Source organism: Pseudomonas sp. MBLB4123, assembly GCF_051904775.1.
Lineage (GTDB): Bacteria > Pseudomonadota > Gammaproteobacteria > Pseudomonadales > Pseudomonadaceae > Aquipseudomonas > Aquipseudomonas benzenivorans_B.
In genome coordinates this window covers 2,079,266-2,093,942 of record NZ_CP196711.1, presented here as the reverse complement: position 1 = coordinate 2,093,942, position 14,677 = coordinate 2,079,266, and the positions used below count along the sequence as shown (strand labels likewise).

12 protein-coding genes are annotated in these 14,677 nt (G+C 65.6%); 6 read left to right on the top strand and 6 right to left on the bottom strand.

Annotated features, from left to right (window positions below; all coding sequences use genetic code 11):
- The first annotated feature begins 7 nt into the window (after positions 1-7).
- Positions 8-1,273, top strand: coding sequence for an MFS transporter (locus ACSX1C_RS09720; RefSeq protein WP_439889244.1), 1,266 nt, complete (start codon positions 8-10; stop codon positions 1,271-1,273).
- 186 nt (positions 1,274-1,459) lie between these two features.
- Complete coding sequence (locus tag ACSX1C_RS09715) at positions 1,460-2,482, top strand: alpha/beta fold hydrolase (protein ID WP_439889243.1); 1,023 nt, start codon at positions 1,460-1,462, stop codon at positions 2,480-2,482.
- On the opposite strand, the gene ACSX1C_RS09710 is transcribed toward ACSX1C_RS09715, so the two are convergent.
- From ACSX1C_RS09710 to ACSX1C_RS09695, 4 genes are all read right to left on the bottom strand, one after another.
- Positions 2,424-3,197, bottom strand: coding sequence for an alpha/beta hydrolase (locus ACSX1C_RS09710; RefSeq protein ID WP_439889242.1), 774 nt, complete (start codon positions 3,195-3,197; stop codon positions 2,424-2,426). The two genes, ACSX1C_RS09715 and ACSX1C_RS09710, sit on opposite strands and share 59 nt — an antisense overlap.
- 107 nt (positions 3,198-3,304) lie before the next feature.
- Positions 3,305-5,956 carry an autotransporter outer membrane beta-barrel domain-containing protein gene (locus ACSX1C_RS09705; protein WP_439889241.1) on the bottom strand — a complete coding sequence of 884 codons (2,652 nt, stop codon included), beginning with the start codon at positions 5,954-5,956 and terminating at the stop codon, positions 3,305-3,307.
- A gap of 85 nt (positions 5,957-6,041) precedes the next feature.
- Positions 6,042-7,625, bottom strand: coding sequence for a glycerol-3-phosphate dehydrogenase (glpD, locus tag ACSX1C_RS09700; RefSeq protein WP_439889240.1), 1,584 nt, complete (start codon positions 7,623-7,625; stop codon positions 6,042-6,044).
- A 144-nt stretch (positions 7,626-7,769) separates the two neighbouring features.
- Entirely contained in the window at positions 7,770-8,528 is a 759-nt protein-coding gene (locus ACSX1C_RS09695; RefSeq protein WP_439889239.1) for a DeoR/GlpR family DNA-binding transcription regulator, read from the bottom strand.
- Between the two features lie 97 nt (positions 8,529-8,625).
- Here ACSX1C_RS09695 and ybaK point away from each other — a divergent pair, with 97 nt between their 5' ends.
- From ybaK to ACSX1C_RS09675, 4 genes are all read left to right on the top strand, one after another.
- On the top strand, positions 8,626-9,096 hold the full coding sequence (ybaK, locus tag ACSX1C_RS09690; RefSeq protein WP_318645527.1) for a Cys-tRNA(Pro) deacylase: 471 nt from the start codon (positions 8,626-8,628) through the stop codon (positions 9,094-9,096).
- Positions 9,097-9,184: 88 nt separating this feature from the next.
- Entirely contained in the window at positions 9,185-10,672 is a 1,488-nt protein-coding gene (glpK, locus tag ACSX1C_RS09685) for a glycerol kinase GlpK (RefSeq protein WP_439889238.1), read from the top strand.
- A gap of 80 nt (positions 10,673-10,752) precedes the next feature.
- Complete coding sequence (locus tag ACSX1C_RS09680; RefSeq protein WP_369959696.1) at positions 10,753-11,511, top strand: substrate-binding periplasmic protein; 759 nt, start codon at positions 10,753-10,755, stop codon at positions 11,509-11,511.
- 111 nt (positions 11,512-11,622) lie between these two features.
- Complete coding sequence (locus ACSX1C_RS09675) at positions 11,623-12,411, top strand: PhzF family phenazine biosynthesis protein (RefSeq protein WP_439889237.1); 789 nt, start codon at positions 11,623-11,625, stop codon at positions 12,409-12,411.
- A gap of 25 nt (positions 12,412-12,436) precedes the next feature.
- Here the strand turns inward: ACSX1C_RS09675 and ACSX1C_RS09670 are convergent, their stop codons facing one another.
- Positions 12,437-13,546: an ABC transporter ATP-binding protein gene (locus tag ACSX1C_RS09670; protein ID WP_439889236.1), complete on the bottom strand. Its 1,110-nt coding sequence runs from the start codon at positions 13,544-13,546 to the stop codon at positions 12,437-12,439.
- The gene (gene argF, locus ACSX1C_RS09665; protein WP_439889235.1) at positions 13,543-14,463 is read right to left on the bottom strand and encodes an ornithine carbamoyltransferase; all 921 of its coding nucleotides are present in this window, start codon (positions 14,461-14,463) and stop codon (positions 13,543-13,545) included. The genes ACSX1C_RS09670 and argF overlap by 4 nt, the downstream gene beginning before the upstream one ends.
- Between the last annotated feature and the right edge of the window lie 214 nt (positions 14,464-14,677).

Below are 14,677 nucleotides of genomic sequence, written 5' to 3'. Positions count from 1 at the left end.
AACAACAATGACAGCACAGGCCAAAGCCAAGTGGTTTCGTTTTTTGGTCCTCGTCCTCGGTGGCGGGACCATCTATAAGCTGGGCAGTCTCAAGGACGCCTTCTACGTCCCCATGCAGGAGTTCATGGGGCTGAGTCATACCGAGATCGGCACGCTCATGAGCGTCAATGCCATTGTCGCCACCGTGCTTTTCGTGGTCGGCGGCATGCTCGCCGATCGTTTCGACACCCGTAAGCTGATCCCCCTGGGTTTGCTCGGCACCGGCGGTTTGGGGCTCTACCTGGCGAGCTTTCCCGGGTTCGACAGGCTGCTGATCGTGTTCGGTCTGTTGGCCATCTGCGCCGACTGCATCTTCTGGCCCTCCCTGCTCAAGGCCATCAGAAACCTCGGCAATGACAATGAGCAGGGACGCATGTTCGGCTTGCTGGAGGGCGGCCGTGGTGTGGTCGACACCCTCATCGCCTTTTCCGCCCTGGGTGTGTTCGTCCTCATGGGCTCGGGGGCGGCGGGGCTGAAGTCGGCCATCCTGTTCTACGCGGCGATCGATATCCTCGCCGGTATCCTCACCTGGTTCTTGCTCACGGAAGGGGCGAGCCGCCCGGTGACGACACAGCGCACCGGCCTCGATGGCCTGCTCCAGGCCGTCCGACTGCCGGGCGTCTGGCTGGTCAGTTTCAACGTGTTCATGGTCTACATCGTCTATTGCGGCCTGACCTATTTCATCCCCTACCTGAAGGACATGTACGAGCTGCCGGTGGCCCTGGTCGGCGCCTACGGGATCATCAACCAGTATTTCCTCAAGGTACTGGGGGGGCCGGCAGGTGGCTTCTTGGCGGACAAGCGCTTGAAGAGTTCGACGCGTTACCTGAAGTGGGCGTTCGTGGCGCTGCTGCCGCTCATGGCGATCATCATGCTGATCCCCAAGGGGCCGAGTTTCATCTACGCCGGCATGGCTGCGACGCTCTCCTTCGCGCTGATCGTCTTCACCATGCGTGGGGTGTTCTGGGCACCGATGAGCGAGGTGGGGATCGCGCCGCATATCAGCGGTTCGGCCTTCGGCATCGGCTGTTTGATTGGTTATGCCCCGGGCATGTTCGCCTATGTCATCTATGGCGCCATCCTCGATAGTTACCCGGGGCAGCAGGGCTACGACTATGTCTTTTCCCTGATGAGCCTGCTGGCGGTGATCGGTTTCATGGTCTCCAGTGCGCTGTATCGCAGGGTGCACAGCCGCGCGACCCTGCAAGCGGACGGCGCACTGCCGCAGAGCTAAGCGGCCCAGGCCGATAGCCTGTTTGGCAGGTCGATAAGGAGCGTCGCCTGCCAGAGCGGGGCGGCGCTGACCTTTTAAACGGCCGCTCGGCAGTATTCATCAAATTGTCATGCTTTTGTGGCAGCGCACTCGATGGAATGCCACCAGACTCGTCTCTCAATGGAGTCCTGCGTTTTTGGTGTTTTCATGCGTTCGTTGTTTCTTCTCGCCCTGCTGCTGTATGGCATGTCCTCCTATGCTCTGGAGCGTTGCGATGTCCGTGCCTCGACCGCCACGGTGGAGCTGGGCGAGGTGCGGCTGGCCTACCAGAGCATCGGCCGCGTCGGCGACCCGGCCCTGTTGCTGGTCATGGGCCTGGGCGGCCAGCTGATCCACTGGCCCGACGAGGTCATGCGGCGGCTGTGCGCGCAGGGCTTTCGGGTGATCCGCTTCGACAATCGCGACGTCGGCCTGAGCGGCTGGCTGGGGACGGCGCCGGCGGTCAATCTGGCTTATGGGGCGCTGCGTCATCGCCTGGGGCTGTCGGTGCCGGCGCCCTACAGCCTGCGCGACATGGCCGGCGATGCCCTGGGCCTGATGGATGCCCTGGGCGTGGCGCGCTTCCATGTGCTCGGCGCCAGCATGGGCGGGATGATCGCCCAGCACCTGGCCGATCTGGCGCCGCCGCGGGTGCAGAGCCTGACCCTGATCATGACCAGCTCCGGGGCCCAGGGCTTGCCGTCGCCCAGCCCGGCACTACTGGCGCTGCTGGTCCGGCGCGAGGCACCGAGCCGCGAGGCGGCGCTGCAGCAGCAGGCCGACCTGCTCGCCGCCCTCGGCAGCCCCGCGGTCAGCGACGATCGCGAACTGCTGCTGCAGCAGGCCGAGGTCGCCTACGACCGCGCCTTCAATCCCGAGGGGGTGCAGCGCCAGCTGCTGGCGATACTCGCCGAGCCGAGCCGGGTCGGGCTGCTCAACCGCCTGCGCGTGCCGACCCTGGTGGTGCATGGCACGGCCGACCCGCTGCTGCCGGCGATGCATGGCGTGCATGTGGCAGCGCATATCCGCGGCAGCGAGCTGAGGCTCATCCCCGGGTTGGCCCACCGCTTTCAGGACGCCTTCAAGGAGCCCCTGCTGGCGGCGGTGTTGCCGTATTTGAAGGGACAGCAACTCATGGCCTCGGCACCTGTGCAGATGGCGGGGCCGCCGGTGCTGCCCCACATTCGATAGGGCGATCGCGCCAATATGGCCAGCTCTCTAGCCAGCCCGCGTGGTGGTCGACGCGTTCAAGCCGACGTACTTCCATGCAAGCGGCAGGACCCAGTCGCGAGACGTACTCATCCAGCAAACTGCTCGGCACCACCCGATCTTCTACGCCGCTCAGGTGGCGTTGCGGCAGTTTTCTCAGACGCTCGGCGAAGTCCAATGGTTCCAGCGAGTCCCCCAGCGGCGCCAGTGCCAGGCGTTGTGTCCAGAGTCGCGGGCTGAGGTTGCCGGCCAGGGTCTGAACCTGGACGATATCGCCGCGCCGGGCGGCCAGCAGCAGGGCCAGGGCGCCACCACCGGAATAGCCGACCAACTCGAACTGACGATTGCCATAGCGCCGCCTGAGCTGATCTAGCGCCTGGTCCAGGCTCCCGAGTATGGTTTCCGCGAAGCGCGCGGCGGTCCAGTCATCTGGGGTGCAGGCCGGCGATACGACGTACTGACAGGGGCGGGCCAGGTAGACGCTGGGTTGCGGATCGCTCAGAGCCAGCCGAGCCAGCAGTGGGTTGCGTGGCGTCGGATCCAGGCTGGGTTGGGTCGGGGTGATCCAGGCCCGGCCGTCCCCCTCCAGGTAGACCCTTAGGGGGGCGTCGGTTATCTGTGCCTTGGGCAGGGCGGCGCGCAGGTCGAACGGGTCTGTCTGTAGGATGACCAGCTGGTGATCGTATTGCCGGGCCAACTCTTGCAGCCGAACATTGGGATTGGTGCAGCCAGCGAGCACAGCGGCCGCGCCTAGGACGGTTAGTACGGCCCGCATAAGCGGGCCGTGGGGGGGAGCGACTCGGGTCAAAAGTCGTAACGAAGCCGGGCCTGCACGGTGTCGGCGGCGTAATCGGCCTTGGTCAGGTAGTCGTAACTGAGGCCGAGGCTGGCCGCCCCGCGGCGGTAGGTCAGCCCAAGGCCGGCTTCGTAGCTGTCGCGCGCCGGTTTGGCGGCGTTGGTCACGAAGGGCGTGCCGCCGACTAGGAAGGCGCTGGTGCTGCTGGCCTGATCGGCGATGAAGTCGTGGTAGGCCATCAGCTTGGCCTCCGGTTCCAGGCGCCCCTGACCGGCAGCGAAGTCGCCGGCCAGACGGACGCCGGCGCCGATCTCGCCGACCTCGAAACGCTGTTCGCCGGTCGCAAGTGCGGCAGAGGAGCCCTTTTCGCGGAAGCTGTCGATCTGCACGTTGCTGTAACGTCCCGCTACGCGTGGCTCCAGCAGCAGGCCTTGGCCCAGGTCGATGCCATAGCCGCCGAGCAGGCTCAGGCCCCACAACTGGCTGTCGTAATCGCCTTTGGCGCGGGTACCGGCGATATAGCGCTTGCTCTCATTATCATTGCGGCCGTAAGTCAGGCTGGCATCGGCGAACCAGGGGCCCTGTTCGAAACCGCCATAGAGGGTCAGGGCGTGGCCTTCGATGTCGGTCTTGTTGCCGCTCTGGCTGCGTACGTCGCTGGTCAGGTAGCTGTAGGCCAGGCCGAGGGTGGTCTGCGTATTCAGCTTGCCGTCGGCACCGACGGCGATGCCCTGGCTATCGGCATCGTAACCGGGAACACCGCGACGCTCGCCCTGGTCGGCGTCGCTGTTGAGTACTTGTACCCACGCGCCGGTTTGGCTCAGCCCGTCACCGGAGGACAGGCCCCGGCGCAAGCTGGCGCTGCGCCCTTGCAGGACGTTGCCGAGCAGGTTGTGGTTGCTGGCAATGGTCTGGCCAGCAGCGCCATTGACCTCGGGCGCCAATTGCTGCGCCAGGCGTACCAGTGCTTGGTCGTTGCTGCCGATCATGGCCTCGAACAGCGGGTCGTCGTTGTCCAATCTGCCCAAGGTGTTGCCATAGAAGGCATTGAAGGCCGGCAATAGATGCGCTTGGGCGCCATGCTGGCGCAGGTAGTCGCCGACTTGTTCGGTAGACAGGCTTTTGACTACGGCGGTGACCTGAGTGTCGGTGACTTCGTAGCTTTCGATCTGCAACAGGTCGGAGAGACTGGTGACCTGAAGCCCTGTACCGTAAGCGCTGCCCTGGTCTTCGATGCGGGAGGCGGAGATCAATAGATATTCGCGTAGTGGCGGGCCGCGAAAGTCTTCCGAGGCGGGCTTCAGGCGTATTTGGTTTGGACCAAAGTAGCTGAACAGTGCGTCACCGCTGACTTCGAGAATGGCGCGATTGGGATCGGTCTGGTTATGCAGATTCAGATCGAGGGTGCTATCACCCCCCAACTCCAAGTCTCCCTCCAGGCGAGTATGGGGTTGACCCAGCTCGAGCGATTTGACCCCGAGGCTAGGGCTTTGGATCAGCCGGCCATTGAACAAGGCATCGCCAGAGGCAAACATTCTTTGCAGCCCTAACAGATCGCCGCGAATCTCTCCTCCGTCGAAATGCAGCGAGACATTCCCGTCGCCTTTGATGGCCGCCTCTTCTCCCGCAATCAGGCCTTCCCAGATATCGACATACAGCCAGGCATAAAGGGGGTCATGGCTTGCCGCAGAGCGGGCCGCCTCAATGGCAATACCCTCGGCTTGGAGCGTGCCGGTATTGATCAGATGCAGTCCATAGGGGCTTACGGGGTTATCTAGATAGCCACTGCCAAGGCTGATGGCGCGACTGTCCTCGCCCGTGGCTGAGATTGTGCCGAGGTTGGCCAGGATGGCCATGTTCTGCGGGTGGTCAATATGGACGCCGATGCTCTCGCGGCCGTCGACCTGAATAATCCCGTAGTTGGTCAAGAAGGCGGGGGCCGGTAAGAGCCTGCCCTGGGATATGGATAGTCCGCGGCTGAGGTCACCGCTGGCACTGATCAGCCCGGATTCCGCATTGGCGAGCTGTGCAACCGGGCTCTCGCTTTCTAGGCTGATCGCATGGCTGGATTTCCCGCTGGAGCGAATCTGGCCGGCATTAAGGATCATACCCTCCATACTGCTGGCATTCTCGATCTTGATGGCAAAACTGTTATCGCCTTCGGCCGTAATCTGTCCGTTGTTGAGGAGCCCCTCAATACCCACCCGTGTATTCCAGAGCAGCAAGGCATTGACGGTTTCGTCGTCGTCCGGGTCCATGGCGCCAACGCTGTGAATCGTGCCGTTGTTGACGATGCCTTGCACCGAGCTCATGCCGAAGTTGAGGGCAGTCGCTGGATTACCCTGGCTGCGCAGGCTGTTGGCGTTGATGAAGGTGCCGTGGATGCGGCTGCCATCGACATCGATGGCACTGTTGAAATTGCCAGTCGCATCGAGCGTGGCGTTGTTGGTGACGTTTCCAAGGATTTCAATGCCGCCGAACTCGATTAGGTCGGATGTCGCGGTGGAGGCTGCCCCAGTTAAGGTCAGGGATTCGGAAAAATCGCTGTGAAAGTGCAGTGGGGCGAGGCCGGTGACATCTTGCGTTTGGGCATGTGCGCCGAGCGAGGCGCAGAGAATGGCAAGGGCGAGCGAAGACTTACGGGCACGGCTAGGGTGCATTGAGGGTTCCTTTCTCTAATGGCTTCCTTGGAAACGGTGCGGCTTTTCCCCTCCGGCCAGTGATCGGGGGAAGGCGGCGCGAAGATTAAAGGGCTGGGTGGTTAATTTCTAGCCCATTAACACTGCTGGATTCGCTTGTCCCTGTCTTTGTCTGCTCGGCCCGATAGCTCGGCAGATAGGCCTCCAGCCGTACCTTCTGCTCGGGGCTCATGAACAGCCCCAGTTTGCTCCGCCGCCAGAGGATATCCGCGGCGGCCATGGCCCATTCCTCCCGGCACAGATAGTCCACTTCCCGCGCATAGAGGCCGCCGCCGAGGTGCTCGCCGAGGTCCTCCAGGCGCTGGGCGCCTTCCAGCAGCGATCTGCTGCGGCTGCCGTAGCTGCTGGCCCAGCGTCGGGCCAGGGCGATCGGCAGCCAGGGGTGTTGGCTGCACAGGGCCTCGGCCAGGATGCCGGGGCTTTCCAGCTGTTCGCCACCCGGTAGGGGGCTGCCGGCGGTCCAGTTCGGGCCCATCCGCGGGAAATAGGGCGCCAGCAGTGCCAGCGCCGCCTCGGCCAGCTTGCGGTAGGTGGTCAGCTTGCCGCCGAACACCGAAAGCAGCGGGGCCACGCCCGGTTGGGCGGACAGGGCCAGGGTGTAGTCGCGGGTGATGGCCGAGGGCTCGTCGGATTCGTCGTCGCACAGCGGCCGCACGCCGGCGTAGCTATGCAGGATATCGTCGCGGCGCAGCGGCCGTTTGAAATGGGCGTTGACCACATTCAGCAGGTAGTCGACCTCCTCGTCGCTGATCGCCACCTCGGCCGGGTCGCCCTGGTATTCGCGGTCGGTGGTGCCGATCAGGGTGAAGCGTTCCAGGTAGGGGATGGCGAAGACGATGCGCCTGTCCTCGTTTTGCAGGATATAGGCCTGTTCGCCGTCGAACAGCCGTGGCACCACGATGTGGCTGCCCTGGATCAGGCGGATGCCATAGGGCGATGGCTGCTTGAGGTCGTCGCGGATGAAGCGCGCCACCCAGGGGCCGGCGGCGTTGACCAGGGCGCGGGCGCGGATCGAATAGCGGCTGCCGTCGGCGCGTTCCAGGTGGATATGCCATAGGCCCTTGCTGCGCCGCGCGCTGACGCAGCGGCTGCGGGGGTGGATATGGGCGCCGTGTTCGCGGGCGGCCATGGCGTTGAGTACCACCAGGCGGGCGTCGTCGACCCAGCAGTCGGAGTATTCGAAACCACGGGTGATCTCGGCCTTGAGCGGACTGTCGGCGCCGAAACGCAGGCCGCGCGAGGCGGGCAGTTGTTCGCGTTTGCCGAGGTGGTCGTAGAGAAACAGACCGGCGCGAATCATCCAGGCCGGGCGCAGGTGAGGGCGGTGCGGCAGGATGAAGCGCATGGGCCTGACGATATGGGGCGCCTTGGCCAGCAGCACTTCGCGCTCGGCCAGGGCTTCACGCACCAGGCGGAATTCATAGTGCTCCAGGTAGCGCAGGCCGCCGTGGATCAGCTTGCTGCTGGCCGAGGAGGTGTGCTGGGCCAGGTCGTCCTTTTCGCAGAGAAAGACCGCGAGGCCGCGGCCCGCGGCGTCGGCGGCTATGCCGACGCCGTTGATGCCGCCGCCGACGACGGCCAGGTCATAGACTTCGGCGAGGGGGGCGTTGTGCTTGGGGCGAGATGACATGGCGGCACCGTGCGGTCGAAATTGAATGTCTAAATGTTCACTTTCGAAAATATCCTAGTCTAGTTGTCATGAAAGCGCCAATTCTGCGCGCGATTTCGCGCCGAATGGTCTCGGGTCAGGAGTGGAGCCCGGTCGAGGGGGCCGTCAGACCAGTTCGAGACGGATCTGGTGTTCGGCGAGCAGCCGGCCGATCGCGGCCGAGGGCGGGGCGTCGGTGAACACGCGGTCGACCAGGGTGATCGAGCCGAGGCGGACCACGGCATTGCGGCCGAACTTGCTGGAGTCGGCGGCGAGCAGCACTTGGCGGGCGTTGGCCATGATCGATTGGGTGACCCGCACTTCCTGATAGTCGAAGTCGAGCAGGCTGCCGTCTTCGTCGATTCCGCTGATGCCGATCAGGGCGTAGTCGACCTTGAACTGCTGGATGAAGTCCACGGTCGCCTGGCCGACCACGCCGCCGTCGCTGCGCACCGTACCGCCGGCCACCAGCACCTCGAAATCCGCCTTGCTGCTGAGCTGGGCGGCCACGTGCAGGTTGTTGGTGATCACCTTCAGACCCTTGCGCTTGAGCAGTTCCCGGGCGATTGCCTCGGTGGTGGTGCCGATGCTGATGAACAGCGAGGCGTGGTCGGGGACGTGGGCGGCGACGGCCTCGGCGATGCGCTGCTTCTCCTCGCGCATCTGCCCGGCACGCATGGCGTAGGCGGTGTTCTGGGTGCTCGAGGCCTCGCTCGCCGCGCCGCCATGGGTGCGCCGCAGCAGGCCCTGCTCGGCCAGCTGGTTGATGTCGCGGCGGATGGTCTGCGGCGTGACGGCGAAGGCCTGGGCCAACTCGTCGATGCTGACATAGCCGCGTTCGCGGGCGAGGTTGAGAATGTCGTGTTGGCGCGGCGCCAGGGTCATGGGACGAATCCTTGTTTTGCGCGACATTATAGGCTGTCGTGGACCCGGTTTTCGGCTAAGGTACGCAAACTTCGTCAGGCTGTTTTCACATTCGAACATGACGCCCGCTATCGATTTGTTAAAAAAGGCCAAGGCCGAGCACCGGGTGCACAGCTACGCGCATGATCCCAAAGCCCCTTCCTATGGCCTGGAGGCGGCGGAGAAGCTCGCCCTGGAGCCGGCGCGGGTGTTCAAGACGCTGCTGGCCGCCAGCGAGAAGGGCGAGTTGCTGGTGGCCGTGGTGCCGGTGGCCGGTAGCCTCGATCTCAAGGCCCTGGCCCAGGCCGCGGGGGTGAAGAAGGCCGATATGGCCGATCCCCAGGCGGCGCAGCGCGCCACCGGCTATCTGCTCGGCGGTATCAGCCCGCTGGGGCAGAAGAAGCGTCTGCGCACCTTCATCGACGAGTCGGCGCAGCATTGCGCGAGCATCTTCGTCAGCGCCGGGCGCCGTGGCCTGGAGGTCGAGTTGACGGCCGAGGTGCTGGCCCTGCATACCCAGGCGCGGTTCGCCGCCATCGGTCGCAGTTGAGGCAGAGGCCCGTCGGCCCAGTAGTTCGGCGGCGAATCCGGCGAGATCCGGGATTCGCCCCTCAATCCACAACAATAAGGAATTGCCCGTGTCCCACTATCTGTTAGCCATCGATCAGGGAACCACCAGCAGCCGGGCCATCGTGTTCGACCGCGAGGGCGTGGTGCAGGCGCGGGCACAACAGGAGTTCCAGCAGTTCTTTCCCCAGGACGGCTGGGTCGAGCACGACGGCGAGGAGCTCTGGCGCAGCACCCTGGAGGTGTGCCGTCAGGCCTTGCAACAGGGCGGCCTGAGCGCCGAGGCGATCACCGCCATCGGCATCACCAACCAGCGCGAGACCACCCTGGTGTGGGACGCGGCGAGCGGCGAGCCCATCTACCGGGCCATCGTCTGGCAGGATCGGCGCACCGCCGACTACTGCGCCGAGTTGAAGGCCGACGGCCACGAGGCCATGGTCAGCGCCAAGACCGGGCTGCTGATCGATCCCTATTTCTCCGGTACCAAGCTGCGCTGGATACTCGACAACGTGGCGGGCGCCCGCGAGCGCGCCGAACGCGGCGAGCTGCGTTTCGGCACGGTCGACTGTTTCCTGCTGTGGCGCCTGACCGGCGGCACGGCGCACCGGACCGACGCCAGCAATGCCTCGCGCACCCTGCTGTTCAATATCCATACCCAGCAGTGGGACGAGGACTTGCTCGAGCTGCTGGAGATTCCCCGCAGCCTGTTGCCGGACGTGCTCGATTGCGCCGCGCCTTTCGGCACCTGTGAGGCGCAGCTGCTGGGCGCGCCTATCCCGGTGCTGGGCATGGCCGGCGACCAACAGGCCGCGCTGATCGGCCAGGCCTGTTTCCAGCCGGGCATGGTCAAGAGTACCTACGGCACCGGTTGCTTCATGATCCAGAACACCGGCAGCACCCCGGTGACCTCGAGCAACCGTCTGCTGACCACGGTCGGCTACCGGCTGGGCGGCGAGGTTACCTATGCCGTGGAGGGCAGCATCTTCGTCGCCGGCGCGGCGGTGCAGTGGCTGCGCGACGGCATCAAGCTGATCAACCATGCCAGCGATTGCGAGGCCCTGGCCGAACAGACCGGCGAGGCCAGCGGCGTCTATCTGGTGCCGGCCTTCACCGGCCTGGGCGCGCCCTATTGGGACCCCAAGGCGCGCGGCGCCATCTTCGGCCTGACCCGCGACACCGGGATCAAGGAAATCGTCACCGCCGGTCTGCAGTCGGTGTGCTACCAGACCCGTGACTTGCTCGAGGCCATGGCCCAGGACGGCGCCGCGGCGCCCAGCGCGCTGCGGGTGGACGGCGGCATGGTGGTCAACAACTGGCTGATGCAGTTTCTCGCCGACATCCTCGGCGTGCCGGTGGAGCGACCCGAGGTCACCGAGACCACGGCCCTCGGCGTGGCCTATCTGGCGGGACTGCAGGCGGGTCTCTATCGCGACCTGGAGGAAATTGCCGGCCACTGGCGGCGCCAGCAGCGTTTCGAGCCCCATATGGCGGACGCGCCACGGGCCGAACTCTACCGTGGCTGGCTGAATGCGGTGCAGCGGGTGCGCAGCGAGGCTTGAGCGCTGCTACAACTGGAGACAGGCGCCATCGTCCTGTGCGAGTACCCCTGATGCCCCCCCGACCCTGGTGGAGTTCTTCCTTGCCGGCTGCCGTGCTGGCACTGGCGTTGCTCGTCGGCAGTCCCGCTGCCCGGGCGGAAACCCTGGTGATAGCCGGCGATCCCTGGTGCCCGGTGAATTGCGAGCCGGGCTCGGCGCAGCCGGGGATCTTCGTCGAGCTGGCGCAGGACATCTTCGCCGAGGCGGGGATCGAGGTGAAATACCGCTTGATCAACTGGGCGCGGGCGCTGCATGCGGCGCGGCGGGGGCGGATCAACGCGGTCATCGGTGCCGGTCAGGCGGATGCCCCGGACTTTCTCTTCACGCCGACGCCGGTGAGCCTGTCGCGCATGTGTTTCTATGTGCTGGCGGACAGCGGCTGGCGCTTCACGGACTGGCAGGACTTGGGCGGTCAACGCCTCGGGGTGATCCACGACTACAGCTATGGCCGCGAGCTGGATGCTTACGTGCAGGCCCATGGCGGCGATCCGGCGCGGGTGCAGCAGGCCTATGGCGACCGCGCCCTGGAGGCGAATATCGACAAGCTGCTCAATGGGCGCATCGACGTCACCGTGGCGAACACCTGGGTGATGCAGAACTGGCTGCGGCGCCAGGGCCGTGTCGGGGCGCTGCGTAATGCCGGGTGCCGGCAGCCGGACGTGGCCATCTACCTGGCCTTCTCGCCGGCGCTGGCGAGCAGTCGGCGGCATGTCGAGCTGTTCGAGGCGGGGCTGCGGCGGCGTCAGGCCGATGGCCGCCTGCAGCGTCTGCTGGAGCGTTACGGAGTCAGCGAGCCCTGAGCGACGGCCAGCTGCAATGCCGAGCTGTAGCGTTCAGCTGGTGGGCGGCTGTATGGGGCGCTCGAGGCCGACTCGGGGCATGCTGGGCGACCTATCTTGCAGGAGCGTGCCATGCAGCTTGAATTTCACCAGGTCGATGCCTTCAGCCGCCGTCCCTTCGCCGGCAATCCCGCCATGGTCTATCGCCTGGAGCACTGGCTCGACGACAGCCTGATGCAGCGGATCGCCAGCGAACACAACCTGGCGGAAACCGCCTTTCTGGTGAGGGAAGGGGACGCCTGGCGTATCCGCTGGTTCACCCCGAGTACCGAGGTGCCGCTGTGCGGCCACGCCACCCTGGCCAGCGCCAAGGTGTTGTTCGACCTGTACGCCGAGGCGGGCGAGGCCATCGACTTCAGCAGCCAGTCGGGCCCCCTGCGGGTGACGCGAGAGGGGGAGCGCCTGGTGCTGGATTTTCCGATCGTCCAGGCGTGCGAGGTGCCGGTCACGGCTGCACTGGAGCAGGCCCTGGGGCTGCCGGTGGAGGCCGCCTGGCAGGGCAACGAACTGCTGGCGGTGGTCGCGTCGGAGCAGGCGGTGCGGGCCTGCCGTCCGGACCTCCCGGCCCTGGCCAAGCTGCCGGGGTTGGGGGTGATCCTCACCGCCCCCGGCGCGCGGCATGACTTCGTCTCCCGCTACTTCGCCCCGGGCATCGGCATCGACGAGGACCCGGTGACCGGCTCGACCCATTGCACTCTGACGCCCTACTGGGCCCAGCGTTTGGGCAAGCGGGAGTTGAGCGCCTATCAGTGTTCGCCGCGGGGCGGGGAGTTGCATTGCCGCCTGCAGGGCGAGCGGGTGAAGATCGCCGGCGAGGCGATACTGGTCGCCAGCGGCCGGCTCTACTTGAACGAGGGGTGAAAGGCGCCGGCACCTGGCCGGCGCTTCAGTTGGCGCTGCTGTAGCGGCGCACGCCGGAGTCGCCGAGCTCCAGGTGCGCGGCGATGCTGCCCAGGGCCGGGAAGGCCACCAGATGATCGGCGGCCACGCGAATCCCTACTTCCTCCCCCGGCAGATGATCGGCGTGGCTGGGGAAGATCGATTCCAGCTGGCTGCCGGTGGGCAGTTGCAGGCGATACAGGGTGGCGGCGCCGAGGAAGGTCTTGCCGACGATCAGCGCCTTCTGCTCGCTGTCCGGCGCATAGACGATATCGTCCGGGCGCAGCAGCACGTCCACCGCGCTGCCCACCGGCCAGATATAGGCGCGGTTGCCGCGAATCACCCCGAGCTCGGTCTGCACCGCATCCGGGCTGAGCAGCTGGCCGCGGATGAAGTAGCCCTGGCCGATGAAGCTGGCGACGAAGGGGGTCAGCGGCTCGTGGTACAGGTTGTAGGGTGTGTCCCACTGCTCCAGCTTGCCTTCCTTGAACACCCCGACATGGTCGCTGACGGCGAAGGCCTCCTCCTGGTCGTGGGTGACCAGGATGGCGCTGGTGCCGCGGGCCTTGAGGATGTCGCGGACCTCGTGGCTGAGGCGCCGGCGCAGTTCGCCATCGAGATTGGAGAAGGGCTCGTCGAGCAGCAGCAGGCGTGGCTCCGGTGCCAGCGCCCGGGCCAGCGCCACGCGCTGCTGCTGGCCGCCGGACAGCTCGTGAGGGTAGCGCTTGCCCAGGTGGCTGAGCTTGACCAGTTCCAGCAGTTCGGCGGTGATGCGCTCGCAGTTGGCCTGCTTGCGGATGCCGAAGCCGATGTTCTCGGCCACCGTCAGATGCGGGAACAGGGCATAGTCCTGGAACACCATGCCGATGCGCCGCTTCTCCGGCGCCAGGGTGAAGCCGGCGCGGGAGATGACCTGGTCTTCCAGCTGGATCTCGCCCTCGGTCACCGGCTCGAAGCCGGCGATGGCGCGCAGGGTGGTGGTCTTGCCGCAACCGGAGGGGCCGAGCAGGCAGCCGATGTCGCCGGCGTTCAGGTGCAGATTGAGGTCCTGCACGACGCGGTGCTCGTGGTAGCCGCAGCTCAGGTCGCGCAGGCTCAGCAGCAGGGAGTGGCTCATGCGTGGTGGTAGGCAGGTTCGACGAGGAACTCCAGCAGCGCCTTCTGCGCATGCAGGCGGTTCTCCGCCTGGTCCCAGGCCACTGCGCGCGGGTCGTCGAGCAGGTCCTCGCTGATCTCCTCGCCGCGGTGGGCCGGCAGGCAGTGCAGGAACAGCACGTCCGCGGCCGCGGCATCGAGCAGCGCACGGTCGACCTGGTAGGGCTTGAACAGCTTGTGGCGCTCGGCGATCTCGTCTTCCTGGCCCATGGAAGCCCACACGTCGGTGGTCACCAGGTGGGCGCCGGCCACGGCCTCGCGCGGGTCGCGCAGCACCTGCACGCGGTCGCCGGCGCGGGCGAGAAATTCGGGGTTGGGCTCGTAGCCTTCCGGGCAGGCGACGCGCAACTGGAAGTCGAACTGCTGCGCGGCCTCTATATAGGAGTTGCACATGTTGTTGCCGTCGCCGATCCAGGCCACCGTCTTGCCGGTGATGCTGCCGCGGTGCTCCAGGTAGGTCTGCATGTCGGCCAGCAGCTGACAGGGGTGCAGGTCGTCCGACAGGCCGTTGATCACCGGGACCCGCGAATGGGCGGCGAATTCGACCAGGTTGCTGTGGGCGAAGGTGCGGATCATCACCGCGTCGAGCATGCGTGACATGACGCGGGCGGCGTCGGCGATCGGCTCGCCGCGGCCGAGTTGGGTGTCGCGCGGCGAGAGGAAGATCGCCTGGCCGCCGAGCTGGATCATGCCCGCCTCGAAGGACAGTCGGGTGCGGGTCGAGGCCTTCTCGAAGATCATCCCCAGTACGCGATTTTTCAGCGGTTCGAACAGCACGCCTCGATTGCGCAAGCTCTTCAGCTCTGTGCCGCGGCGGATCAGGCTCACCAGTTCTTCCGGCGTGCAGTCCATCAGCGAGAGAAAGTGTCTTGCGCTCATCGTTAACTACCTTTTGACAACAGCGCAGGTTCAACGGCCAGGTTTAACGAGGAAAGGGCAGAACCTGCGGCTGGGAGCCGCACGGGGCGACGAAACGGGGAAGGCGCGATCTTATAAGGAAATGACGAGAAGGCGCAAATTGTCCGGTCGGTCATGGATAAGTCGGCGCCGTGTAAGCATTTTCCTCATTTGGCGTGCGAGATGTCACATTTTT

Bases quoted from the DNA above. Each gene is read 5' to 3' on its own strand.
- ACSX1C_RS09720 (WP_439889244.1), top strand. From the start codon at position 8: ATGACAGCACAGGCCAAAGCCAAGTGGTTTCGTTTTTTGGTCCTCGTC.
- ybaK (WP_318645527.1), top strand. From the start codon at position 8,626: ATGACGCCCGCTATCGATTTGTTAAAAAAGGCCAAGGCCGAGCACCGG.
- argF (WP_439889235.1), bottom strand. From the start codon at position 14,463: ATGAGCGCAAGACACTTTCTCTCGCTGATGGACTGCACGCCGGAAGAA.
- ACSX1C_RS09675 (WP_439889237.1), top strand. From the start codon at position 11,623: ATGCAGCTTGAATTTCACCAGGTCGATGCCTTCAGCCGCCGTCCCTTC.
- glpD (WP_439889240.1), bottom strand. From the start codon at position 7,625: ATGTCATCTCGCCCCAAGCACAACGCCCCCCTCGCCGAAGTCTATGAC.
- ACSX1C_RS09695 (WP_439889239.1), bottom strand. From the start codon at position 8,528: ATGACCCTGGCGCCGCGCCAACACGACATTCTCAACCTCGCCCGCGAA.
- ACSX1C_RS09670 (WP_439889236.1), bottom strand. From the start codon at position 13,546: ATGAGCCACTCCCTGCTGCTGAGCCTGCGCGACCTGAGCTGCGGCTAC.
- ACSX1C_RS09715 (WP_439889243.1), top strand. From the start codon at position 1,460: ATGCGTTCGTTGTTTCTTCTCGCCCTGCTGCTGTATGGCATGTCCTCC.
- ACSX1C_RS09705 (WP_439889241.1), bottom strand. From the start codon at position 5,956: ATGCACCCTAGCCGTGCCCGTAAGTCTTCGCTCGCCCTTGCCATTCTC.